This window comes from Hylemonella sp. P2_B10, assembly GCF_056404875.1.
The window spans coordinates 838,345-858,944 of record NZ_JBFUDE010000001.1; the positions used below are offsets into that span (position 1 = coordinate 838,345).

The window sequence follows — 20,600 nt, forward strand, 5'->3', positions numbered from 1 at the left end:
GCGGTTCGCCGTGCCTGTCACTGCCGGTTCAGCGGCGTTCCGGCTGTTTGCTGGCCCACCAGAACATGCCCACGCCACCCAGGATCATCGGCACGCACAGCCACTGGCCCATGCTCATGCCCAGGGCCAGATAACCCAGGAAATCGTCGGGCTGGCGGTAAAACTCGGCAATGAAGCGAAACACGCCATAGCCCAGCAGGAAAGCCGCCGACACCTGGCCCAGCTTGCGCGGTTTGCGCGCATACAGCCACAGCAGCACGAACAGCAGCAGCCCTTCCAGCAGGAACTGGTAGACCTGCGACGGGTGGCGCGGCAGCGGGCCACCATCGCGAAACACCATGCCCCACGGCAGGTCGGGCGGCGCCAGGCGGCCCCACAGCTCGCCGTTGATGAAGTTGCCCACACGTCCTGCGGCCAGCCCGGTGGGCACGCAGGGCGCCACAAAGTCGGTCACCTCCAGCCAGTGCTTGTGGTGCGAGCGTGCGTACCAGGCCATGGCGGCGATCACGCCCAGCATGCCGCCGTGAAAGCTCATGCCGCCTTGCCACACATACAAGATTTCCAGCGGGTGCGTCAGGTAAAAGCCCGGCTTGTAGAACAGGCAGTAACCGACGCGGCCGCCCAACACCACGCCCATCACGCCCATGAACAGCAGGTCTTCCACGCCCTTGCGCGTCCAGGCTTGTTCGCCCTTCATGCCGGCATAGGGCGGGTGGCGCAGCCGCAGCACGGCCAGCCACATGAACAGCGCAAACGCGGCCAGGTAGGTCAGGCCATACCAATGCACGGCCAACGGGCCCAGGCGAAAGGCCACCGGGTCGATGTAGGGATGGGTCAGCATGCGTTCGCGGTACAGGTCGGTGGAAGCGGCAGGTCCGTGGCGCTCAATGGTGCTGTTGGCTGCCGGCCTGCTGGGTGCCCGCCATCAGCTTGTCGGTGTAGGCAATGGCCATGGCCGACAACAGGAAGGTGATGTGGATGGCGGTCTGCGCGATCAGCACCCGGTCGGTGTAACTGTCCGCGTTGATGAAGGTCTTCAGCAGGTGGATGGAGCTGATGCCGATGATGGCCATGCCCAGCTTGACCTTCAGCACCGAGGCGTTGACGTGGCTCAGCCATTCCGGCTGGTCACGGTGGCCATTCAGGTTCATGCGGCTGACAAAGGTGTCGTAGCCGCCCATGATGACCATGATCAGCAGGTTGGAGATCATCACCACGTCGATCAGCGCCAGCACCACCAGCATGATGACGGTCTCGTTCAGCCCGGTGGCGGTGCCCTTGGGCACATAACCCATGCTGGCGATCAGATGCTGCAACGCAACATCGCTACCGAAGGCCGCTGACACCAGGTACCACAACTCCAGCAGGAAATGCCAGACATACACCCCCTGCGCCAGGATCAGGCCCAGGTACAGCGGCAACTGCAGCCAACGGCTGGCAAAAATCAAACGCGGAATGGGGCGCAACGGCGTGGGTTCGGGCTGGGGCGTCGGGTGGTTGGGCATGGGGCTTCAAGAGAGGGAATCGCGGCCATTGTAGGGGCCGACGCACAGGCTTTGCGCCAGCGCAAGCACAGGCCAGGGGCTTTGGCGCACAATTTGGTTGTTGGGGGTCAGCGATGGGTGGTTGTAAGTTTGCCGCCAGTCAGTGGCACGTAAGTGCCCGGCGTCACAGTCTGGCCGATTTTGCAGAATAACCCGAGGAGACTTTTTCATGAGTGCAGCTTCGTCCACCATCGAGTCCGTGCTGGTGGAAAACCGCGTTTTCCCGCCCAGCGAGGCCATCGTGAAGGCGGCCCGGGTGTCCGGCATGGACGGCTACAACGCGCTGTGCGCGGCAGCCGACAAAGACTTCGAAGGCTTCTGGGCCAAGCTGGCGCGCGACAACGTGCAATGGACCAAGCCCTTCACCCGCACGCTGGACGAGTCCAACGCCCCGTTTTACAAATGGTTTGACGACGGCGAGTTGAACGCCTCGGCCAACTGCCTGGACAAGCACATCGGCACGCCGGTGGAGAACAAGACGGCGGTGATCTTCGAGGCCGACGACGGCACGGTCACCAAAACCACCTACAAAGAGCTGCTGGGCCGCGTGAGCCAGTTCGCCAACGCGCTGAAGGCCGCCGGCATCGCCAAGGGCGACCGCGTGCTGATCTACATGCCCATGACGCTGGAGGGCGTCATCGCCATGCAGGCCTGCGCCCGCATTGGCGCCACGCACAGCGTGGTGTTCGGCGGCTTTTCTGCCAAGGCCTTGCAAGAGCGCATCATCGACGCCGGCGCGGTGGCCGTGGTCACCGCCAACTACCAGATGCGCGGCGGCAAGGAGTTGCCGCTGAAGGCCATCGTGGACGAAGGCCTGGCGATGGGCGGCTGCGAGTGCATCAAGACGGTGTTTGTCTACCAGCGCACCGCCACCGCCTGCAACATGGTGGCCGGGCGCGACAAGACCTTTGCCGAAGCGCTGGCCGGCCAGAGCACGGACTGCGCGCCGGTGCCCGTGGGTGCCGAGCACCCGCTGTTCATCCTCTACACCTCGGGCTCCACCGGCAAGCCCAAGGGCGTGCAGCACAGCACCGGCGGCTACCTGCTGTGGGCCAAGCTGACGATGGACTGGACGTTTGACATCCGCACCGACGACATCTTCTGGTGCACCGCCGACATCGGCTGGATCACCGGCCACACCTACGTGGCCTATGGCCCGCTGGCGGCCGGGGCGACGCAGATCATCTTCGAGGGCGTGCCCACCTACCCGAACGCCGGGCGCTTCTGGCAGATGATCGAGCGGCACAAGTGCACGGTGTTCTACACCGCGCCCACCGCCATCCGTTCGCTGATCAAGGCGGCCGAGGGCGACGAGAAGGTGCACCCGGCCCGCTCCGACCTGACCAGCCTGCGCATCCTGGGCTCGGTGGGCGAACCCATCAACCCCGAGGCCTGGATGTGGTACCACAAGCACGTGGGCGGCGAGCGCTGCCCCATCGTGGACACCTTCTGGCAGACCGAGACTGGCGGCCACGTCATCACCCCGCTGCCCGGCGCCACGCCGCTGGTGCCCGGCAGCTGCACGCTGCCGCTGCCCGGCATCATGGCCGCCATCGTGGACGAGACCGGCAAGGACATCCCCAATGGCGCCGGCGGCATGCTGGTGATCAAGCGGCCCTGGCCGTCGATGATCCGCACCATCTGGAATGACCCTGAGCGCTTCAAGAAGAGCTATTTCCCCGAGGAAATGGGCGGCACCATCTACCTGGCCGGCGACGGCGCGGTGCGCAGTGCCGACCGCGGCTACTTCCGCATCACCGGCCGCATCGACGACGTGCTGAACGTGTCGGGCCACCGCATGGGCACGATGGAGATCGAATCCGCCCTGGTGTCCAAGACCGACCTGGTGGCCGAAGCCGCCGTGGTGGGCCGCCCGGACGATTTGACCGGCGAGGCCATCTGCGCCTTCGTGGTGCTGAAGCGCCCGCTGCCGCAGGGGGACGAGGCCAAGCAACTGGCCAAGGAACTGCGCGACTGGGTGGCCAAAGAAATCGGGCCCATTGCCAAGCCCAAGGACATCCGCTTCGGCGAGAACCTGCCCAAGACGCGCTCGGGCAAGATCATGCGCCGGCTGCTGCGCTCGATTGCCAAGGGCGAGACGATTACGCAGGACACGTCGACGCTGGAGAACCCGGCAATTCTGTCGCAACTGGGGCAGGCTTACTGACACTTCCGTTCGAGCTGAGCCTGTCGAAGACCCGCCCTAGGGTTCAGCTGGCGCCACACGCACCCGGTTGGCGAGCATGCCGGGCGTCCGCATTGGTTCTCCGGGGAGCCGCGCGGTGGCAGGCCCTTCTCGCACAGGCTTGGCTGGCCTCAACACCGCTTCTGGCTGGATAGCTGCTCGTGGGCACGATGTCCCCTGCGCCCCAATGCAGCCACCCGACACGCCTGCGGGGCTGGGTTTGCGTGGGCTTCGAACCCCCTTTCACCTCGTTGCGCAGTTGCACACTCTAGGCAACGCAACCGCGCAACTGTGAGTCAGTACGTTGATCTGGATACATTTGTGTTGAACGGCATTCGACCAACCCCGCCCAAGCACTTTAGCCTTCCATGCCCACCTTGATATTGCTGCCCGGAATGGATGGAACAGGCCGGCTTTTTGGCCCTCTGATCGAGGCATTCGGCGAGCGAGTCAAGACGCAAGTTGTGACCTATCCGAAAGACTCGACAGAGGACTACCCATCGTTGATCACTCGTGTCAGGGCAGAACTACCGAAAACCGGCGACTATGTGCTGCTTGGCGAATCATTCTCCGGCCCCATAGCCATTGCCCTCGCCGCAGAATCACCGCCAGGACTGGTCGGGTTGGTACTTTGCTGCACTTTCGCCAAAAGTCCTCGTCCTCAGTTGTTGAAACTGACGCCGCTCTCAGCATTGCTCCCACGCGCCTTGCTGGCATCTATGCCGGCCTTTGTCGTGCTACTGGGCAAATATTTCAGTTTTGAACTGTTCCAGTTGATCGCCAGCTCGGTCAAAGAGCTAAGTCCGAATGCTTTTCGAGCCAGACTGGCTGCCGTAGCCAATGCCGATTTTGAAGCAGACCTGAAGCGGGTTACGCAACCGATTCTCTACTTGAGAGCTACAGCTGATGTGCTGGTCCCGGCAAGTTCCTGCAAAGCGATTTGTGCACTCCAACCGGCGACAAGGGTTGCGGAAATTGAGGGTCCCCATTTCTTGTTGCAATCAAACCCTCGGGAGGCAAGCGAGCGAATCTGCTTGTTCATTTCCAAATAAGTTGCGCAGTTGCGTTGCCTAGGGAACGCAACTGCGCAACTTTTCAAAAAGGTATTCCGAGCCCCGGCAAACCAAGCCTCGCCGGCGCGCCGGGTGGCCGCATTGGGGCGCAGGGGACATTCGTGCCCACGAACAGTTACCCCAACCAAGAGCAGTGTTGAGGCCAGCCAAGGCTGTGTGAGAAGGGCTTAACACCGCGCGGCTCCCCGGAGAACCAATGCGGACGCCCGGCGTGCCTGCCAACCGGTCACGTTCGGCGCCAGCCAGAATATAAAAAGCCCGCTGATGCGGGCTTTTTTCATGTGGGCCGCCTGAACGGCGCCATTCACTTGATCGACAAAATCCAGCCCGCCAGCTTCTTGGCCTCGGCATCGTTGACCTGGGCGTTCGGGGGCATGGGCACCTGGCCCCAGACACCGGAGCCGCCCTTGATGATCTTGGTGGCCAGCTTGTCGACGGCGGTCTTGTCGCCCTTGTACTTGGCGGCCACTTCCTTGTAGGCCGGGCCTACCAGCTTCTTGTCCACCGCGTGGCATGCCATGCAATTCTTCGAGGTTGCCAGGGCCAGTTCGTCGGCGAACACAGGGGCCGACAGGGCCAAGCCGGCCAACAGGGTCAACGCGATACGTTTCATCTTTTTCCTCTTCGGTTGGGTTACAGTGCTTTAACGCTATTGTAGTGATCCCGGTTGACGGGCCGCTGTTACAGGTCAATACCGGGGCGCAGGCTGCCAGGAGAGAAACATCATGTATTTTTTGGGCATTGGCATCATTTTGCTGGCCATGTGGTACCTGGAGATTGGTCCGGTGGCCAGCTGGCCCTGGTACGTCATCGCCATTCCCTGGGGGCTGGCGGTGCTGTGGTGGTGGTGGGCGGACGCCACCGGCTACACCAAGCGCAAGGCCATGGAGCGCGAGGATGCGCGCCGCCAGGTGCGCATCGACAAGAACAAGGACGCGATCGGCACCAACCGCAAGCGAAAACGCTAAAAGCTGTCCAGCACCGCCCCCTTGCTGGCCGTGGAGGCGTTGAACGCAAATTTCGCCTGCACCCCCCGGCGGTAACGCGGCTCGGGCGCCGTCCAGGCAGCGCGGCGCTTGGCGATTTCTTCATCGGGCACATTCAATTGCAGCACCAGCTGGCGTGAATCGATGGTGATGCTGTCGCCCTCGTGCACAAAGGCGATGGTGCCGCCCACGGCGGCTTCGGGCGCCACGTGGCCCACCACCATGCCCCAGGTGCCGCCGGAGAAGCGGCCGTCGGTGATCAGGCCCACGCTTTCGCCCAGGCCGGCGCCAATCAGCGCGCCGGTGGGGGCCAGCATCTCGGGCATGCCAGGGCCGCCCTTGGGGCCCAGGTAGCGCAGCACCATCACGTCACCGGCCACGATCTTGCCGGCCAGGATGGCGGCCAGCGCCGACTGCTCGTCGTCAAACACGCGCGCCGGACCGGTCATCACCGGGTTCTTCAGGCCAGTGATCTTGGCCACGCAGCCCTCGGGCGACAGGTTGCCCTTCAGGATGGCCAAGTGGCCCTGCTTGTACATGGGGTTGCTGATGGGACGGATCACGTCCTGGTCGGCTGGCGGCACATCGGGAATGTCCTTCAGCACCTCGGCGATGGTCTGGCCGGTGATGGTGATGCAGTCGCCATGCAGCAGGCCGGCGGCCAGCAGCGTCTTCATCACCTGCGGAATGCCACCCGCCTTGTGCAAGTCCACCGCCAGGTACTTGCCCGAGGGCTTCAGGTCGCACAGCACCGGCGTCTTCTGGCGCACGCGCTCGAAGTCGTCAATGGTCCATTCCACATCGGCCGCATGCGCGATGGCCAGGAAGTGCAGCACTGCATTGGTGGAGCCGCCGGTGGCCATGATGACGGCGACGGCGTTTTCCAGCGCCTTGCGCGTCACGATGTCGCGCGGCTTCAGATCCTTCTTGATGGCTTCCACCAGCACCTTGGCGGATTCCTTGGCCGAGTTCATCTTCTCGTCGTGCGGATTGGCCATGGTGCTGGAGTACGGCAGCGACAGGCCCAGCGCCTCGAAGGCCGACGACATGGTGTTGGCGGTGTACATGCCGCCGCATGAGCCGGTGCCGGGGATGGCGCGGCGCTCGATCTCCAGCAGGTCGGTGTCGCTCAGGCGGCCGGCGGCGTTTTCGCCCACGGCTTCAAACACGCTGACGATGTTCAGGTCCTTGCCCTGGTAGCGGCCGGGCAGGATGGTGCCGCCATACACATAGATGGCCGGCACGTTGGCGCGCAGCATGCCCATCATGCCGCCAGGCATGTTCTTGTCGCAGCCGCCGACCACCACCACGCCGTCCATCCACTGGCCCTGCACGCAGGTCTCGATGCAGTCGGCAATCACCTCACGGCTGACCAGCGAGTACTTCATGCCCTCGGTGCCCATGGCCATGCCGTCTGAAATGGTGGGCGTGCCAAACACCTGGGCGTTGCCACCCGCCTCTTCGATGCCGGCAATGGCCGCATCGGCCAGCTTCTGCAGGCCCGAGTTGCAGGGCGTGATGGTGCTGTGCCCATTGGCCACGCCGATCATGGGCTTGACGAAATCGCCCTGTTGGTAGCCCATGGCGTAGTACATGGAGCGGTTGGGCGCGCGCGACTTGCCCTCGGTGATGTTCTTGCTGCGGGGGTTCAGGATGACGGGTTTGGTGTCCATGGGCTTGTGTACGCATCAGGTTGGCTAGACCCTCCAGTGTAAATTGCTTCTTCTGGGGTTGCTGTCGCCTTGGCAATGCTGCTGAACGCAGGCCACCGGGGTTGGCGAGATCAGGCCGCCACGGCACTCGGCTCCGCGGCTGTCCCCCGGGCCTGCGGCCCTCCTCCTTGATGCCGCTGCGCCGAATGCCGCATCGACCTGATCCTGCAAGTCGTATTGGCATACCACTGAGCGGCTACCATGGCGAACATACTCCTTCGGAGCGTGCATGACTGACACCACGGCCCCTAACCCTGTCACTGGCGGCTGCCTGTGCGGCGCCGTGCGCTGGCGCAGCGAGCAGCCGCCCGTCATCACCCGCATCTGTTGGTGTCGCGACTGCCAGTATTTCGCGGCAGGAAATGGCACGGTCAATGCCTGCTTTCTCACCGACGGCTTCACCGTCACCGGAGCGATGCAGGATTACGTCAAGACGGCTGACAGCGGCAACCGCATGCACCGGCGCTTTTGCCCCACTTGCGGTACGCAGCTGTTCAGCGAGGCCGAGGCCCGGCCGCACCTGGTGTTTGTGCGCGTAGGCAGCTTTGACGACCCGGAACTGGCGCGGCCGGCGATGACGATCTGGACAGAAAGCGCGCCGAGTTGGGCATGTATCAACGCGGAATTGCCGGTGTCGGAAGGGCAGCCGCCGCCAATCGGGTGATTCCGGGAACGGCATGCGAATCAACGCCGACCCCAGGAGTTGCGCAGTTGCGTTGCCTAGGGCGCGCAACTGTGCAACTTCTTCTACCGCACACCAAGGAGCAGCGCGCCAGGTCAAGGTAGATGCGTGCGCGTGTGCGTTGCCTAGTGCATGCACACGCGCAACAAATCCCGAACTCTGGGCTTCGACCCTTCGACAAGCTCAGGACAGGCCAGGCTCAGCCGAACGGAACAGGCCTCACCCCACCATATCCCCAGCCACCACCCACTTGTCAAACTGCTCACCGGTCACAAAGCCGGTTGCCAGCGCCGCCTCGCGCAATGAAGTCCCCTCCTTGTGCGCCTTCTTCGCAATCTGCGCCGACTTGTCGTAGCCAATGTGGGTGTTCAGGGCGGTCACCAGCATCAACGATCGGTTCACCAGCTCGTCAATGCGTTCGCGGTTGGGCTCTATGCCCACCGCGCAGTGGTCGTTGAAGCTGACCATGCCGTCGGCCAGCAGGCGCACGCTCTGCAAGAAGTTGTGGGCGATCATCGGGCGGAACACATTCAGCTCGAAATTGCCGCTGGCGCCGCCCATATTGATCGCCACGTCATTGCCAAACACCTGGCAGCACAGCATGGTGACGGCCTCGCTCTGCGTCGGGTTCACCTTGCCGGGCATGATGCTGGAGCCGGGCTCGTTCTCGGGGATGCTCAGCTCGCCCAGGCCGCTGCGCGGGCCGCTGGCCAACCAACGCACGTCGTTGGCTATCTTCATCATGCTGGCGGCCAGGGTTTTCAGCGCGCCGTGGGCATGCACCAGACCGTCGGCGCTGGCCATGGCTTCGAACTTGCTGGGGGCGGTGACGAAGGGCAGGTGCGTCAGCCGGGCCAGTTCGGCGGCCACAGCCTCGGCATAGCCCTTGGGTGCGTTCAGGCCAGTGCCCACCGCCGTGCCGCCCAGCGCCAGCTCGCACAGATGCGGCAGCGCGGCCACCACATGCGCCTCGCCATGCGCCAGCTGGGCCACGTAGCCGGAGAACTCCTGCCCCAGGGTCAACGGCGTGGCGTCCTGCAAGTGGGTGCGGCCGATCTTGACGATGCCGGCAAAGTCCTGCGCCTTGCCATCCAGCGTGGTGCGCAGTTTGCTGATGGCCGGCAGCAGGCGCTGTGTGATGGCCACCACCGCCGCCACGTGCATGGCGGTGGGGAAGACGTCGTTGCTGCTCTGGCTGCGGTTGACGTCATCGTTGGGGTGCACCAAACGCCCTTCGCCGCGCGGGCCACCCAGCAGCTCGCTGGCGCGGTTGGCCAGCACCTCGTTGACGTTCATGTTGGTCTGCGTGCCCGAGCCGGTCTGCCACACCACCAGCGGGAACTCGTCCGCGTGCTGGCCGGCCAACACCTCGTCGGCGGCGGCGACGATGGCGGCGGTCTTTTTGGCGTCTTGCAGGCCCAGCGCCTGGTTGACCACGGCCGAGGCGCGCTTGACCTGCACCAGCGCGCGTATCAGCTCTTTGGGCTGGCGTTCGCCGGAGATGTCGAAGTTTTGCAACGAGCGCTGCGTCTGCGCCCCCCACAGGTGGTCGGCCGGGACTTCGATCGGTCCGAAGGTGTCTTTTTCGGTGCGGGTGTTCATGGTGGGTTGTCAGCCAGGGTTGGGGCGACCTGTCAAAATAGCGGTCTGCGGCAACCGTACCAGAAATGCCGCCGCACATACCGACAAGCCTTCACAGCCCTACCCCCATCATGACCACCGCCATCCGCCAAAACGACCTGATCGAATCCGTGGCCGCCGCGCTGCAGTACATCAGCTACTACCACCCCGCCGACTACATCGCCCACCTGGCGCGCGCCTATGAGCGCGAGCAGAGCCCGGCCGCCAAGGACGCCATTGCCCAGATCCTGACCAACAGCAAGATGAGCGCCACCRGCCAGCGCCCGATCTGCCAGGACACCGGCATCGTCAACGTGTTCCTGAAGGTGGGCATGGACATCCGCTGGGAAGGCTTCACCGGTAGTCTCGAAGACGCGGTGAACGAGGGCGTGCGCCGTGGCTACAACCACCCCGACAACACGCTGCGCGCCAGCGTGGTGGCCGACCCGCAGTTCGAGCGCAAGAACACGAAAGACAACACCCCGGCCGTGATCTTCACCGAGATCGTGCCCGGCAACACGGTGGAAGTGACCGTGGCCGCCAAGGGCGGCGGCAGCGAGAACAAGAGCAAGATGATCATGCTCAACCCCAGCGACTCGGTGGTCGACTGGGTGCTGAAGACCGTGCCCACCATGGGCGCCGGCTGGTGCCCGCCCGGCATGCTGGGCATAGGCATAGGCGGCACCGCCGAGAAGGCCGTGCTGATGGCCAAGGAAAGCCTGATGGACGACCTGGACATGTACGAGCTGCAGGCCAAGGCCGCCAAGGGCGACAAGCTGACCAAGGTGGAAGAGATGCGCCTGGAGCTGATGGAGAAGGTCAACGCGCTGGGCATTGGCGCGCAAGGCCTGGGCGGCCTGACCACGGTGCTGGACATCAAGATCAAGATGCACCCCACGCACGCGGCCAGCAAGCCGGTGGCGATGATCCCCAATTGCGCGGCCACCCGCCACGCCCATTTTGTGATGGACGGCAGCGGCCCCGTGTACCTGGACCCGCCCAGCCTGGACCTGTGGCCCAACGTCAACTGGACGCCGGACTATGTGAAGAGCAAAAAGGTCAACCTGGACACGCTGACCAAAGCCGAAGTGGCCAGCTGGAAGCCCGGCGACACGCTGCTGCTGAACGGCAAGATGCTGACCGGCCGCGACGCCGCGCACAAGCGCATCCAGGACATGCTGGCCAAGGGCGAGAAGCTGCCGGTGGACTTCACGAATCGGGTGATCTACTACGTGGGCCCGGTGGACCCGGTGCGCGACGAGGCCGTAGGCCCGGCCGGCCCCACCACCGCCACCCGCATGGACAAGTTCACCGACATGATGCTGAGCCAGACCGGGCTGATCGCGATGATTGGCAAGGCCGAGCGCGGCCCCACCGCGATCGAAGCCATCAAGAACCACAAGAGCGCCTACCTGATGGCGGTGGGCGGCGCCGCCTACCTGGTGTCCAAGGCCATCAAGACCGCCAAGGTGGTGGGCTTTGCCGACCTGGGGATGGAAGCCATCTACGAATTCGACGTCGTGGACATGCCAGTGACCGTGGCGGTGGACGCTGGCGGCACCAGTGCCCACATCACCGGCCCGGCCGAGTGGCAAAAGCGCATCGCCACCGGCGAGTTCAAGGGCATTGCTGTCGCAGCGTCTTGAGTCGGCGTGCCTGCTGACCCGACCAGCCAAGGCCCGATTGGCGTCTTCGACAGCGGCATAGGCGGCCTGAGCGTGCTGCGCGCGCTGCAGGCCGAGCTGCCGCACGAGCACTTTGTCTACGTGGCCGACAGTGGCCACGCCCCCTATGGCGAACGCGACAGCGCCCACGTGCTGGCGCGCGCCGAGGCCATCACGCAATGGCTGCTGGGCCAGCACCACATCAAGGCACTGGTGATTGCCTGCAACACCGCCACGGCGGCGGCCGTGCAGGCCTTGCGCGCCAGCCACCCTGACCTGCCCATCGTGGGTGTGGAGCCAGCGGTGAAGCCCGCCGCCGCCCTCAGCACCACCAAGCAGGTGGGCGTGCTGGCCACGCGCGGCACACTGGCCAGCGCCAAGTTCCAGGCGCTGCTGGCCAGCCTGGCCGACCAGGCCAGCTTCCACTGCCAGCCCTGCGACGGCCTAGCCGATGCACTGGAGCGTGGTGACGGGGCGCGCACCGCCCAACTGTGCGCCCAGCATATGCGCGCGCTGGGTGACACCGGCACACAGGCCAGCCAGATCGACACCGTGGTGCTGGGCTGCACCCACTACCCCTTTGCCCTGGACATGTTGCAGCCCCTGGCAGGCGCCGGCGTGCACTGGCTGGAAAGCGGCGCCCCGGTGGCTCGGCAGGCGCACCGGGTGCTGGCGCAGCGCGCTCTGCTGGCGACTGCGGGACCGGGCAGCCTGCAGTTCTTCACCACCGGCCAGGCCGGTGTGCTGGCGGCTGCGGTGCATCGCTGGCTGGGCCTGGACGATGCGGCTGGACAGCCCCCGGTGACGTCGCTGGCCATCCCCGCTCAAGCGGGCTGATCCCGGTAACGCGTTTTACCGCTGGTAGCGGCCCGCGTGCCAGCATCGACTGGGCTTTGCGGGCGCTGCCCGAAGCGCAACATGGTGAGCCCCTGGCGTGACGGCGACAACTGTTGCGCGCGTGCGCGCCCTAGGTAATTCACACGCGCAACAAAAATAACGCACAAAAATCAACACAAAGAGCGCCAATACAAATATTGATCAATGTTCAATATATTAATATTCTCATATTAAAAAAGAATGTAGTTTGTTGCGCGTGTGCGTTGCCTAGGGAGCGCACAAGCGCAACAATGGCGCGGGGACGAGGCTCGCCGCGCCGAACAAGCGCCCTCACCCCACGCTACGCCAATCAACACCAAGATTCACATGACAAGGGGGTATTCCATGCACATTCATCACCTGACGCGCCGCACGCTGCTGGGCGCCACGCTGGCGGGCATCGCCACCCGGTCTTTTGCCGGCGCCTATGCCTTCAAGCTGCACAACAACGCCACGGGCTATGACATCAACGGCTTCTACACCTTCCAGAACGGCGTCTGGAGCAAAAACTGGTTTTCCAACGGCCGGCTGCTGAAGCCGGGCGAGTCGGCCAGCATGGACTGGAAGAGTGACGAGGGCGATTGCGAGGTGCCTTTCCGCGTCAGCTGGGTGAATTGGGGCAACCAGGACTTCAAGCTGGACTGGTGCAAGAACGTCAAGAACGTCTACATGCTGGACAAAGGCTTCCGCTGGGATTGAGCGGTCTGCGCCCTCCACCCCACTGACTGGTTGCGCTGGAATGTAGGCCAGCGCACAGTCAAGCCGGGCAACCGCGCGCAGCATGGGGCCTTCAACAACAAGGAGGCGTCCATGATGATGACACGTATTGTGCGAGCGACGGTATGGGGCGGCATGCTCGCCGCCAGCCTGGCCCTGGCGGCCTGCGGTTCCCAGCCCACTGCTGGGTACAACGGCACCCAGTTTGCGGCCCGCCTGTGGAGTGGCAGCGAGGTACCGGCCAACCCCAGCCCCGCCACCGGCAACCTGTCGGCCAGCTTCAACAAAGCCACCAGCACGCTGAACTGGAGCATTCGTTACGACGGCCTGAGCGGCCCGGTCACGGCGGCGCACTTCCATGGCCCGGCCGGCCCTGGAATGAATGCCGGGCCTACCGTGCCCATTCCCAATGACAAGCTGGCCAGCCCGATCACAGGCAGTGCTGTGCTGACCCCGCAGCAAGCGGCAGACCTGCTGGCGGGCCGCTGGTATTTCAACGTCCACACTGCCGCCAACCCAGGTGGTGAGATCCGCGGCCAGGTGATCGCCCAGATGTAACGGCACGGAGGCTTCGCAGAATACCCGGGCCGGTGCGGGTCAGTCATCCAGCTCCGGGTAGTGGCGGAAGATGCCCTCTTCGTTGAAGGGGATGCGCCGCGCGCTGTCCAGGTAGGCGCGCAGCGGCGGCAGCAGGGCCACGGCCATGTGCAGTGCCAGCAGGTGGGGCGTGCCGTGCAGCGCCTTGCGCGTGGCATTGGGAAAGGCATACAGCAGCCCATCCACCAGCTGGAAGGCCGACAGGTCGACATAACTCAGCCGCGCGCCCACCAAGTGGCGCGGCCCGGTGGGGTTGCGCGACAGGATGGACTCCAGCCATCCCAGGAACTTCGCAATGCGCTGGGTGCGGAACTCCTTGGCGGCCAGCGCGGCCGGGGCCTTCTGGGCCTGGTAGGTCTTGGCCACCCCCACTGGGTGGTGGGTGTTGTGGGCCTCCATCACCGCATCGGCGATGGTGAGCTGGATCTGGTGCGCCCACAGGCGGTCGGCTTCGCTGCGGCCCACCAGCTTCAGCTTTGGGCCCAGGTAGTGCAGGATCAGCGCCGTTTGCGCCACCACATGGCTGCCGTCCACCAGCACCGGGCAGGCGAATGGTGGGCGCGTCAGTGCCGGGTCGTCCAGCAACTGCTGCAGTTTTTCGGCGCCACCGCCTTCACGCTTGCCGCCACGGGCCACGTCGACGTACGGCGCCTGGGCGGTCTCCAGCGCCAGGCGGACGAATTCACCGCGCCCTTGGATGGTGGGCCAGTAGTGAAGCTGATAGCTCATCGCAGCGTTCCTTCTTGGGTAGCAAGTATGAGCAAGCCAATCTCCGGCGATCTGTGCGCTACAGCGCAGAGGCCTGGCGCCACCGTCCCTACAGTGGGCTCACACGCCATCTTCCACATCAGGACCCTTTCATGACGGACGTTCGAACAGGCCAGGCGCCTCCCACCCTCACGCGGGCCGAATTTGGCGGCCGCTTTCGCGTCGCTTTCAGCGACCCGGCGTACCGCACGGAAGACACCGCCATCGTCCGCCTGGAAGACATCGCCTGGGCCGCCTACCAGGATGGCCGCAAGGCGCCGCAGACGCGGGCCGCCGGCCCTGGCTTTGCCGACCCAACCTATCAGCTGTCGGTCGAGTGGCTGGCCACGCGCGAGCGCATCGCGCAGGCGCAGGCGCGCTGGGCCGACCCCGCCACGCCGGCGCGTGTGCTGCTGGTGTGCGGCTCGCCGCGCAACGACGGCACCTGCCCGGGCGAGATGTCCAAGAGCCACCGCCTGCTGGGCTGGGCACGCGAGGTGCTGGAGCAGGCGCAACTGCAAACCGATGTGCTGGACCTGAGCCTGATGACGTCGGACTACGGCCGCAACATCCACCCCTGCAAAGGCTGCGTGTCCACCGCCATGCCGCTGTGCCACTGGCCGTGCAGCTGCTACCCCAACCATTCCTTGAACCAGGTCAACGACTGGATGGCCGAGATCTACGAGCGCTGGACGGCCGCGCACGCGGTGCTCATCGTCACCCCCGTGCATTGGTACCAGAGCCCCAGCGTGCTGAAGCTGATGGTGGACCGGCTGGTGTGTGCCGATGGCGGCAACCCCGACCCCACAGCCACCCACGGCAAGAAAGCAGCGCAAGCCAAGGCACTTGAGCTCAAGGGCTGGAACTACCCGCAGCACCTGGCGGGCCGGCTGTTTGGCCTGATCGTGCACGGCGACGTGGCCGGCATTGACGACGCCCGGCGGGCACTGTCGGATTGGCTGACCTGGATGGGCCTGGTCAGTGCCGGCTCAAAGGCCGAGCTTGACCGCTATACCGGCTACTTCGAGCCCTATGCCACCAGCCACCAGACGCTGGATGAAGACCTGCCGCTGCAAGAGGAGGCGCGCAATGTGGCGCGTGCCATCGCCTACTCGGTGGGTGAATTGCGCGCCGGCCGACTGAAGCCCGCTGAGCCCGTGCTGAAGCGCCCGCGCCCGAAGTGACGGCACCACAGCGGCTTGGTGCCAAGGCCTCAGGTGGCCGGCGGCTCAATGCCGCACCCGTGTGCGGTTGTGCAAGCGGTCCCAGGCGTCGCGCGCGGCTTGCCGGGCCGCTGCCCATTCGAGCCTCGAAGTGCCGCGCGCGGCAGGCCAACCGCCCTCCAGGGCCACTTCGATGGTGTCGAACTCCATGTCATGGAAGCGCACGTAGGCCTCGATGCCATAGCGGTAGGCCGGGCCGTAGTCGATGTAGGTAGCCCCCATCGGCACATAGGGTTGGGCGAAAAAGTGGTCGCGCCAATAGTCATGCTCGTAGGTGGGGTCCACTGACTCGGCCACAGCCTTGCCAGCCAGTCCGCCCACCACTGCGCCAGCAGCCGCGCCCACCAGGGCACCCACCGGCCCCGCCACGGCACCGGCCACCGCCCCGGATGCGGCGCCGCCCAGGGCGGCGCCTATGCCCGTGCCCACAGGGTGTGCGCCGGGCGCGTCGGTGATGGGGTCGCGGTGGGCCCCGGCTTCATGGCGTATCTCTTCGCGGTTCATGGTGTGTCCTCCGTTGTGCACAGCGTGCAATGCGATTGGTAGCAACAGTAGTTCGCCCCACACCCGCAATCTGTGCGTTGACCCACAGTGCGCAGCGCCAAAGGCAAATGGGTCTTTGTCCTACACGTCGGTGCGCGGCACGCCGATGGCACAGGGCAAGCGGCTCTGGGACGATGCAAGCCAAGTTCAACAAGTCGTCAGGGAGTCACCTCATCATGTCCACCCTTAGCATTGCCCAGCCCCCCATACACAGACCGTCGTTGTTGCTGCTGGGCTCCGAGCCCTGGCGTGCAGCGGCAGAGTTTCTGTCCCACAAGTTCAGCCCCGGGCCGGCGGCGCGCAATGGCGACGGCCACCCGGTGATCCTGTTTCCTGGCCTGGCCTCCAGCGAGCGCGCTGTCGCGCCGCTGAAGCAGCATTGCGAAACGCTGGGCTACACCGCCCTTGATTGGGGGCGTGGCCTGAACCGTGGCCCGCAAGGCGAGCTCGACAAGTGGCTGGAGGAACTGGCCGGCGATATCGCGCGCCAATTGAAGGGTCAACGGCAAAGCGCCACGCTGATCGGCTGGAGCCTGGGCGGCCTGTATGCCCGCGAGGTGGCCAAGCTGCTGGGCCGCGAGCGCGTGCGCCAGGTCATCACCACCGGCACGCCCTTCAACGCCGAGGCCGACTACACCAATGTGGGCTGGTGCTACCGGCTGCTCAGCGGCAGCAAAGCCGACATCAACCCGGCGCTGGCCGAACGCCTGCGCCAGCCGCCGCCCATGCCGACCACCTCGATCTATAGCCGCACAGATGGCATCGTCGCCTGGCAAACCTGCCGGCATCCGGCGCGCAAGGGCCAGCATGTAGAAGACGTGGAAGTCAGCGGCAGCCACACCGGCATGGGCTGGAACCCGGCGGTGCTGCGGGTGATTGCCGACCGGCTGGCGCAACGCCCCGGGCATTGGATGCCATACGCCGGCGGTGAAGCCCTGCGTGCGGCATCGGCCTGAAGGACCCGCGGTGTGCAGGCACTGAGGCCAGATGGCAGGCATGAGGCTCACGGCGACAAGCTCCTGGATGCTGGTCAAGCAGGTCGTCGCCAGCAGCCTGGCCGACCAGGTGCCCAGCATGGGTGCAGCGCTGGCCTACTACACGCTGTTTTCGTTGGCGCCGCTGCTGCTGATCGTGGTGTCGCTGGCCGGGCTGGTGTTTGGCCAGGATGCCGCGCGCGGCGAAATCCAGGCCCAGTTGGACGCGCTGATGGGCCCACAAGGGGCTGCCGCCGTGCAGCAGTTGCTGGCCAGCGTGCGCCAGCCGGCCGAGGGCGCGTTGGCCACCCTGCTGGGCGTGGCGCTGCTGCTGGTGGGGGCGACCAGCGTGTTCAATGAATTGCAGATCGACCTGGACCGCATCTGGCGCGTGCCCGCCCAGCCGCCCATGGCCGGGTGGTTTCGCATCGTGCGCGCGCGCCTGCTGTCGTTCGGCCTGGTGCTGGCCATGGGCTTCCTGATGATCGTGTCGCTGCTGGTCAGCGCCGCCCTGGCCACGGCCCGGCACTGGCTGGGAGACGTGCCGCAGGACTGGTACCTGCTGGCCAACCTCGGCAACGCGACCGCAGACCTGGCGCTGGTGGCGCTGATGTTCGCCTTCATCTACAAGGTGATGCCGCGCGTCGCCGTGCAGTGGCGCGACGTCTGGGTGGGCGCCATCATCACCGCCTCGCTGTTTGCCGTTGGCAAGCTGGCCATCAGCCTGTACCTGGGCCGCAGCGGCGTGGTCAGCGGCTTCGGCGCCGCCGGCTCGCTGGTGGTGCTGCTGCTGTGGGTGTACTACTCGGCACAGATCTTCCTGATGGGGGCGGAGTTCACCTGGGCGTTTGCCAACCAGTTCGGCTCGCGCCGGCGGCTGGCGCAACCTGACATCGCGATGGAACCTGCATGAACCCCGCGCCTTTCACCTTGGCTGCGCCAAGCAGCCTGCCCCACAACCCGGGTACCGCGCTGGTGGGCACTGCCGGCTGGGCCCTGACCAACGAGACGGCGTCCTGCTTTCCCAGCCAGGGCACGCAGCTGGAGCGCTACGCGGCGACCTTCGGCGCGGTGGAAATCAATTCCTCCTTCTACAGGCCCCACATGCCCGAGACCTACGCGCGCTGGGCCGCCAGCGTGCCCGAGGGCTTCCGCTTTGCGGTCAAGCTGCCGCGCGCCATCACCCATTACGCGCGACTGAACCAGGTCGACGAGCCGCTGGCACGCTTTGCCGCGCAGGCCGGGGCCTTGGGCGACAAGCTGGGCTGCGTGCTGGTGCAGTTGCCCCCAAGCGGCAAGTTCGACGCGGCGGTGGCCGAGCATTTTTTCACCCAGTTACAGCGCAACTTCTCCTGCATGCTGGCTTGCGAAGCACGCCATCCCAGCTGGTTTGAAGCACCGGCCAGCGCGCTGCTGCAGGCCCAGGGCATCACCCGCGTGCAGGCCGACCCACCACAGGAGCAAGCCGCGGCCTTTGAGCCCACCACAGCCGCCGCCTATGTGCGCCTGCATGGCTCGCCGCGCATGTACTACTCGTCATACCCGGACGCCCTATTGATCCAGCAAACTCAGACTCTGGCTGAGCGCGCACAGGCGGGTCACACCAGCTGGCTGATCTTCGACAACACTGCAGCCGGCGCCGCGCAGCGCAATGCGCTGACGGTGCGCGGGGCCTGGCCTTGCGCCACCACCACAGCCGAGCAGGCGCCGCAACCCGAGTTGGTCGCCCAGGCCATGTGACCGTGCGCGGCCACACAGACATGGCGCGCAGTCCCCACGCACACTGACACATTACCCCTGGAAAGGAAAGAGAGGACGCCATGCGCATCAGGCTGAGTGCACTATCGACCGATCCGGCCACGCTGGCCCTGGCCTGCAACACGGCCAAGCTGCTGCTGCGTGTGACGTTGGGCTTGCTGTTGCTGCTGCATGGCATTGCCAAGCTGCAAAACGGACCCGGTGGCATCATTCACCTGGTGACACAGGCTGGCCTGCCCGCAGCCACGGCTTACCTGGTGTATGTGGGTGAAGTGCTGGCGCCGATACTGCTGATCGCCGGCTGGTGGACGCGCAGCGCGGCGCTGGTCGTGACCGTCAACATGCTGTTCGCTGTCGGTCTGGCCCACATGGGTGACCTGGGCAAATTGAGCAAGGAAGGTGGCTGGGCTTTGGAGTTGCAGGCGTTTTACCTGGTGTCGGCCATTGCGGTGGCCTTGCTGGGCCCGGGCACCTTCAGCCTGGGTGAGCGGCGCGTCACATCCCCCGCGCCGCGTCAAGCCTGGCAGGCCCGCCGCGCAACGCTGCGTCAGGTGCGCTGAGCCACTCTACATGCCCCAAGGGGGAAATCTGGCCTGCCCGGAGGGGATCGAACCCCCGACCCACAGCTTAGAAGGCTGTTGCTCTATCCAACTGAGCTACGGGCAGTTGAAAAGAAAGGGCTCACGCCACCCGCATGGTGGCCCAGGCCATTTGTAAATGATGGTCGGAGCGAAAGGATTCGAACCTTCGACCCTCTGGTCCCAAACCAGATGCGCTACCAGGCTGCGCTACGCTCCGACAACTCAGCATTGTACTGGCTGGCGCGCACGGAACTTGGCAAGCAGCCTCTTGTCTGTCTGTTTATCATCGGTTCAGGCGGCCCTGCCGCCGAAAACCAACAGCATTCACCATTGCCGCCATGGGCCCGAACACCTTGCAGCTGACCTGGCTGGAGCCCGGCCAGCCCTTTCCGCCACTGGCGCAGACGCTGGGGCCGGACTCGTTCGCGCCCGGGCTGCTGGCGGCCGGCGGCGATTTGTCGGTGGACAGCCTGCAGCGTGCCTACAGCAGCGCCATCTTTCCGTGGTTCAGCAAGAACCAGCCCATCCTGTGGTGGAGCCCCGACCCGCGCATGGTGTTGCAGGTGGCGCAATTTCGCCTGCACCGCTCGCTGCGCAAGGTGCTGCAGCGCTTTGTGGACGCCGCACCGCGCTGCGAGGTGCGCATCGACACCGCCTTTGAGCAGGTGATACGCCACTGCGCCGCCGCCCCGCGCGAAGGCCAGCACGGCACCTGGATACTGCCCGAGATGGTGGCTGCCTACTGCGCGCTGCACCGCGCCGGCCTGGCCCACAGCGTGGAGACCTGGGTCGATGGCCGCTTGGTGGGCGGGCTGTATTGCGTGGCGCTGGGGCAGGCGGTGTTTGGCGAATCGATGTTCAGCCTGGCCACCGACAGCTCCAAGATCGCGCTGGCCGCGCTGGTGTGCTTTTGCCGCGCGCACGGCATCCAGATGGTGGACTGCCAGCAAAACACCGGCCACCTGGCCTCGCTGGGCGCGGGCGAGATGCCGCGCGACAGCTTCCTGGCCCACATTGCCCAGGCCCGGCTGCAGGCGGCGCCGGCGTGGCGTTTCGAGCCCCTATACTGGCACCAACTGCTGGCCGCCCCAAGCGCGGCTGCAACTCCCTGAAGCCCT

At 65.4% G+C, this 20,600-nt stretch carries 21 protein-coding genes and 2 tRNA genes; 14 read left to right on the forward strand and 9 right to left on the reverse strand.

All coding sequences use genetic code 11. The features are described 5' to 3' along the window. Window positions 1-28: 28 nt before the first annotated feature. On the reverse strand, window positions 29-841 hold the full coding sequence (lgt, locus tag AC1DX2_RS04080) for a prolipoprotein diacylglyceryl transferase (protein WP_477195007.1): 813 nt from the start codon (window positions 839-841) through the stop codon (window positions 29-31). A gap of 43 nt (window positions 842-884) precedes the next feature. Further along, window positions 885-1,505, reverse strand: a complete 621-nt coding sequence (locus tag AC1DX2_RS04085) for a YqhA family protein (protein WP_477195008.1) — start codon at window positions 1,503-1,505, stop codon at window positions 885-887. A gap of 208 nt (window positions 1,506-1,713) precedes the next feature. Here AC1DX2_RS04085 and acs point away from each other — a divergent pair, with 208 nt between their 5' ends. Then, window positions 1,714-3,711, forward strand: coding sequence for an acetate--CoA ligase (gene acs, locus AC1DX2_RS04090; RefSeq protein ID WP_477195009.1), 1,998 nt, complete (start codon window positions 1,714-1,716; stop codon window positions 3,709-3,711). A 386-nt stretch (window positions 3,712-4,097) separates the two neighbouring features. Next, window positions 4,098-4,781 (forward strand): alpha/beta fold hydrolase, encoded by a 684-nt coding sequence (locus AC1DX2_RS04095; RefSeq protein WP_477195010.1) that lies wholly within the window; start codon window positions 4,098-4,100, stop codon window positions 4,779-4,781. A 325-nt stretch (window positions 4,782-5,106) separates the two neighbouring features. Here the strand turns inward: AC1DX2_RS04095 and AC1DX2_RS04100 are convergent, their stop codons facing one another. Continuing rightward, window positions 5,107-5,415: a c-type cytochrome gene (locus tag AC1DX2_RS04100; RefSeq protein ID WP_477195011.1), complete on the reverse strand. Its 309-nt coding sequence runs from the start codon at window positions 5,413-5,415 to the stop codon at window positions 5,107-5,109. A 112-nt stretch (window positions 5,416-5,527) separates the two neighbouring features. Here AC1DX2_RS04100 and AC1DX2_RS04105 point away from each other — a divergent pair, with 112 nt between their 5' ends. Next, a complete protein-coding gene (locus AC1DX2_RS04105) occupies window positions 5,528-5,770 on the forward strand; it encodes a TIGR04438 family Trp-rich protein (protein WP_477195012.1) in 243 nt (80 codons plus the stop codon). On the opposite strand, the gene ilvD is transcribed toward AC1DX2_RS04105, so the two are convergent. Beyond that, the gene (gene ilvD, locus AC1DX2_RS04110) at window positions 5,767-7,461 is read right to left on the reverse strand and encodes a dihydroxy-acid dehydratase (RefSeq protein ID WP_477195013.1); all 1,695 of its coding nucleotides are present in this window, start codon (window positions 7,459-7,461) and stop codon (window positions 5,767-5,769) included. The genes AC1DX2_RS04105 and ilvD overlap by 4 nt on opposite strands. 268 nt (window positions 7,462-7,729) lie before the next feature. Between ilvD and AC1DX2_RS04115 the strand changes: the two genes are divergently transcribed. Beyond that, window positions 7,730-8,164 carry a GFA family protein gene (locus AC1DX2_RS04115; RefSeq protein ID WP_477195014.1) on the forward strand — a complete coding sequence of 145 codons (435 nt, stop codon included), beginning with the start codon at window positions 7,730-7,732 and terminating at the stop codon, window positions 8,162-8,164. 237 nt (window positions 8,165-8,401) lie between these two features. Here the strand turns inward: AC1DX2_RS04115 and fumC are convergent, their stop codons facing one another. Then, entirely contained in the window at window positions 8,402-9,784 is a 1,383-nt protein-coding gene (gene fumC / locus AC1DX2_RS04120) for a class II fumarate hydratase (protein WP_477195015.1), read from the reverse strand. Between the two features lie 110 nt (window positions 9,785-9,894). On the opposite strand from fumC, the gene AC1DX2_RS04125 reads away from it, so the two are divergent. From AC1DX2_RS04125 to AC1DX2_RS04140, 4 genes are all read left to right on the forward strand, one after another. Beyond that, window positions 9,895-11,448 carry a fumarate hydratase gene (locus AC1DX2_RS04125; protein WP_477195016.1) on the forward strand — a complete coding sequence of 518 codons (1,554 nt, stop codon included), beginning with the start codon at window positions 9,895-9,897 and terminating at the stop codon, window positions 11,446-11,448. A 6-nt stretch (window positions 11,449-11,454) separates the two neighbouring features. Beyond that, on the forward strand, window positions 11,455-12,303 hold the full coding sequence (gene murI / locus AC1DX2_RS04130; protein WP_477195017.1) for a glutamate racemase: 849 nt from the start codon (window positions 11,455-11,457) through the stop codon (window positions 12,301-12,303). A 384-nt stretch (window positions 12,304-12,687) separates the two neighbouring features. Further along, a complete protein-coding gene (locus AC1DX2_RS04135; protein WP_477195018.1) occupies window positions 12,688-13,041 on the forward strand; it encodes a hypothetical protein in 354 nt (117 codons plus the stop codon). Window positions 13,042-13,158: 117 nt separating this feature from the next. Then, complete coding sequence (locus AC1DX2_RS04140; protein ID WP_477195756.1) at window positions 13,159-13,617, forward strand: CHRD domain-containing protein; 459 nt, start codon at window positions 13,159-13,161, stop codon at window positions 13,615-13,617. A gap of 39 nt (window positions 13,618-13,656) precedes the next feature. Here AC1DX2_RS04140 and AC1DX2_RS04145 read toward each other — a convergent pair whose 3' ends face one another. Then, window positions 13,657-14,385 (reverse strand): glutathione S-transferase, encoded by a 729-nt coding sequence (locus tag AC1DX2_RS04145; protein ID WP_477195019.1) that lies wholly within the window; start codon window positions 14,383-14,385, stop codon window positions 13,657-13,659. A 131-nt stretch (window positions 14,386-14,516) separates the two neighbouring features. Between AC1DX2_RS04145 and AC1DX2_RS04150 the strand changes: the two genes are divergently transcribed. Next, complete coding sequence (locus AC1DX2_RS04150) at window positions 14,517-15,587, forward strand: flavodoxin family protein (RefSeq protein ID WP_477195020.1); 1,071 nt, start codon at window positions 14,517-14,519, stop codon at window positions 15,585-15,587. Between the two features lie 45 nt (window positions 15,588-15,632). Here the strand turns inward: AC1DX2_RS04150 and AC1DX2_RS04155 are convergent, their stop codons facing one another. Then, a complete protein-coding gene (locus tag AC1DX2_RS04155; protein WP_477195021.1) occupies window positions 15,633-16,130 on the reverse strand; it encodes a hypothetical protein in 498 nt (165 codons plus the stop codon). A 215-nt stretch (window positions 16,131-16,345) separates the two neighbouring features. Here AC1DX2_RS04155 and AC1DX2_RS04160 point away from each other — a divergent pair, with 215 nt between their 5' ends. From AC1DX2_RS04160 to AC1DX2_RS04175, 4 genes are all read left to right on the forward strand, one after another. Beyond that, on the forward strand, window positions 16,346-17,125 hold the full coding sequence (locus tag AC1DX2_RS04160; protein WP_477195022.1) for an esterase/lipase family protein: 780 nt from the start codon (window positions 16,346-16,348) through the stop codon (window positions 17,123-17,125). 67 nt (window positions 17,126-17,192) lie between these two features. Next, window positions 17,193-18,056 carry a YihY/virulence factor BrkB family protein gene (locus AC1DX2_RS04165; RefSeq protein ID WP_477195023.1) on the forward strand — a complete coding sequence of 288 codons (864 nt, stop codon included), beginning with the start codon at window positions 17,193-17,195 and terminating at the stop codon, window positions 18,054-18,056. After that, window positions 18,053-18,883, forward strand: a complete 831-nt coding sequence (locus tag AC1DX2_RS04170) for a DUF72 domain-containing protein (RefSeq protein WP_477195024.1) — start codon at window positions 18,053-18,055, stop codon at window positions 18,881-18,883. The genes AC1DX2_RS04165 and AC1DX2_RS04170 overlap by 4 nt, the downstream gene beginning before the upstream one ends. 80 nt (window positions 18,884-18,963) lie before the next feature. Continuing rightward, window positions 18,964-19,461: a DoxX family protein gene (locus AC1DX2_RS04175; protein WP_477195025.1), complete on the forward strand. Its 498-nt coding sequence runs from the start codon at window positions 18,964-18,966 to the stop codon at window positions 19,459-19,461. Window positions 19,462-19,490: 29 nt separating this feature from the next. Here the strand turns inward: AC1DX2_RS04175 and AC1DX2_RS04180 are convergent. Further along, window positions 19,491-19,567 (reverse strand) — tRNA-Arg (locus AC1DX2_RS04180). Between the two features lie 55 nt (window positions 19,568-19,622). Then, window positions 19,623-19,699 (reverse strand) — tRNA-Pro (locus AC1DX2_RS04185). 121 nt (window positions 19,700-19,820) lie between these two features. Here AC1DX2_RS04185 and aat point away from each other — a divergent pair. Then, a complete protein-coding gene (gene aat / locus AC1DX2_RS04190; protein ID WP_477195026.1) occupies window positions 19,821-20,594 on the forward strand; it encodes a leucyl/phenylalanyl-tRNA--protein transferase in 774 nt (257 codons plus the stop codon). Window positions 20,595-20,600: the final 6 nt, after the last annotated feature.

Excerpts from the sequence above, each read along its gene's own strand:
- AC1DX2_RS04085 (WP_477195008.1), bottom strand. The coding sequence starts at position 1,505 with ATGCCCAACCACCCGACGCCCCAGCCCGAACCCACGCCGTTGCGCCCC.
- ilvD (WP_477195013.1), bottom strand. The coding sequence starts at position 7,461 with ATGGACACCAAACCCGTCATCCTGAACCCCCGCAGCAAGAACATCACC.
- lgt (WP_477195007.1), bottom strand. The coding sequence starts at position 841 with ATGCTGACCCATCCCTACATCGACCCGGTGGCCTTTCGCCTGGGCCCG.
- AC1DX2_RS04115 (WP_477195014.1), top strand. The coding sequence starts at position 7,730 with ATGACTGACACCACGGCCCCTAACCCTGTCACTGGCGGCTGCCTGTGC.
- AC1DX2_RS04100 (WP_477195011.1), bottom strand. The coding sequence starts at position 5,415 with ATGAAACGTATCGCGTTGACCCTGTTGGCCGGCTTGGCCCTGTCGGCC.
- aat (WP_477195026.1), top strand. The coding sequence starts at position 19,821 with ATGGGCCCGAACACCTTGCAGCTGACCTGGCTGGAGCCCGGCCAGCCC.
- acs (WP_477195009.1), top strand. The coding sequence starts at position 1,714 with ATGAGTGCAGCTTCGTCCACCATCGAGTCCGTGCTGGTGGAAAACCGC.
- AC1DX2_RS04135 (WP_477195018.1), top strand. The coding sequence starts at position 12,688 with ATGCACATTCATCACCTGACGCGCCGCACGCTGCTGGGCGCCACGCTG.
- AC1DX2_RS04095 (WP_477195010.1), top strand. The coding sequence starts at position 4,098 with ATGCCCACCTTGATATTGCTGCCCGGAATGGATGGAACAGGCCGGCTT.
- AC1DX2_RS04160 (WP_477195022.1), top strand. The coding sequence starts at position 16,346 with ATGTCCACCCTTAGCATTGCCCAGCCCCCCATACACAGACCGTCGTTG.
- AC1DX2_RS04170 (WP_477195024.1), top strand. The coding sequence starts at position 18,053 with ATGAACCCCGCGCCTTTCACCTTGGCTGCGCCAAGCAGCCTGCCCCAC.
- AC1DX2_RS04140 (WP_477195756.1), top strand. The coding sequence starts at position 13,159 with ATGACACGTATTGTGCGAGCGACGGTATGGGGCGGCATGCTCGCCGCC.
- AC1DX2_RS04150 (WP_477195020.1), top strand. The coding sequence starts at position 14,517 with ATGACGGACGTTCGAACAGGCCAGGCGCCTCCCACCCTCACGCGGGCC.
- AC1DX2_RS04165 (WP_477195023.1), top strand. The coding sequence starts at position 17,193 with ATGCTGGTCAAGCAGGTCGTCGCCAGCAGCCTGGCCGACCAGGTGCCC.
- fumC (WP_477195015.1), bottom strand. The coding sequence starts at position 9,784 with ATGAACACCCGCACCGAAAAAGACACCTTCGGACCGATCGAAGTCCCG.
- AC1DX2_RS04175 (WP_477195025.1), top strand. The coding sequence starts at position 18,964 with ATGCGCATCAGGCTGAGTGCACTATCGACCGATCCGGCCACGCTGGCC.
- AC1DX2_RS04105 (WP_477195012.1), top strand. The coding sequence starts at position 5,528 with ATGTATTTTTTGGGCATTGGCATCATTTTGCTGGCCATGTGGTACCTG.
- AC1DX2_RS04155 (WP_477195021.1), bottom strand. The coding sequence starts at position 16,130 with ATGAACCGCGAAGAGATACGCCATGAAGCCGGGGCCCACCGCGACCCC.
- AC1DX2_RS04145 (WP_477195019.1), bottom strand. The coding sequence starts at position 14,385 with ATGAGCTATCAGCTTCACTACTGGCCCACCATCCAAGGGCGCGGTGAA.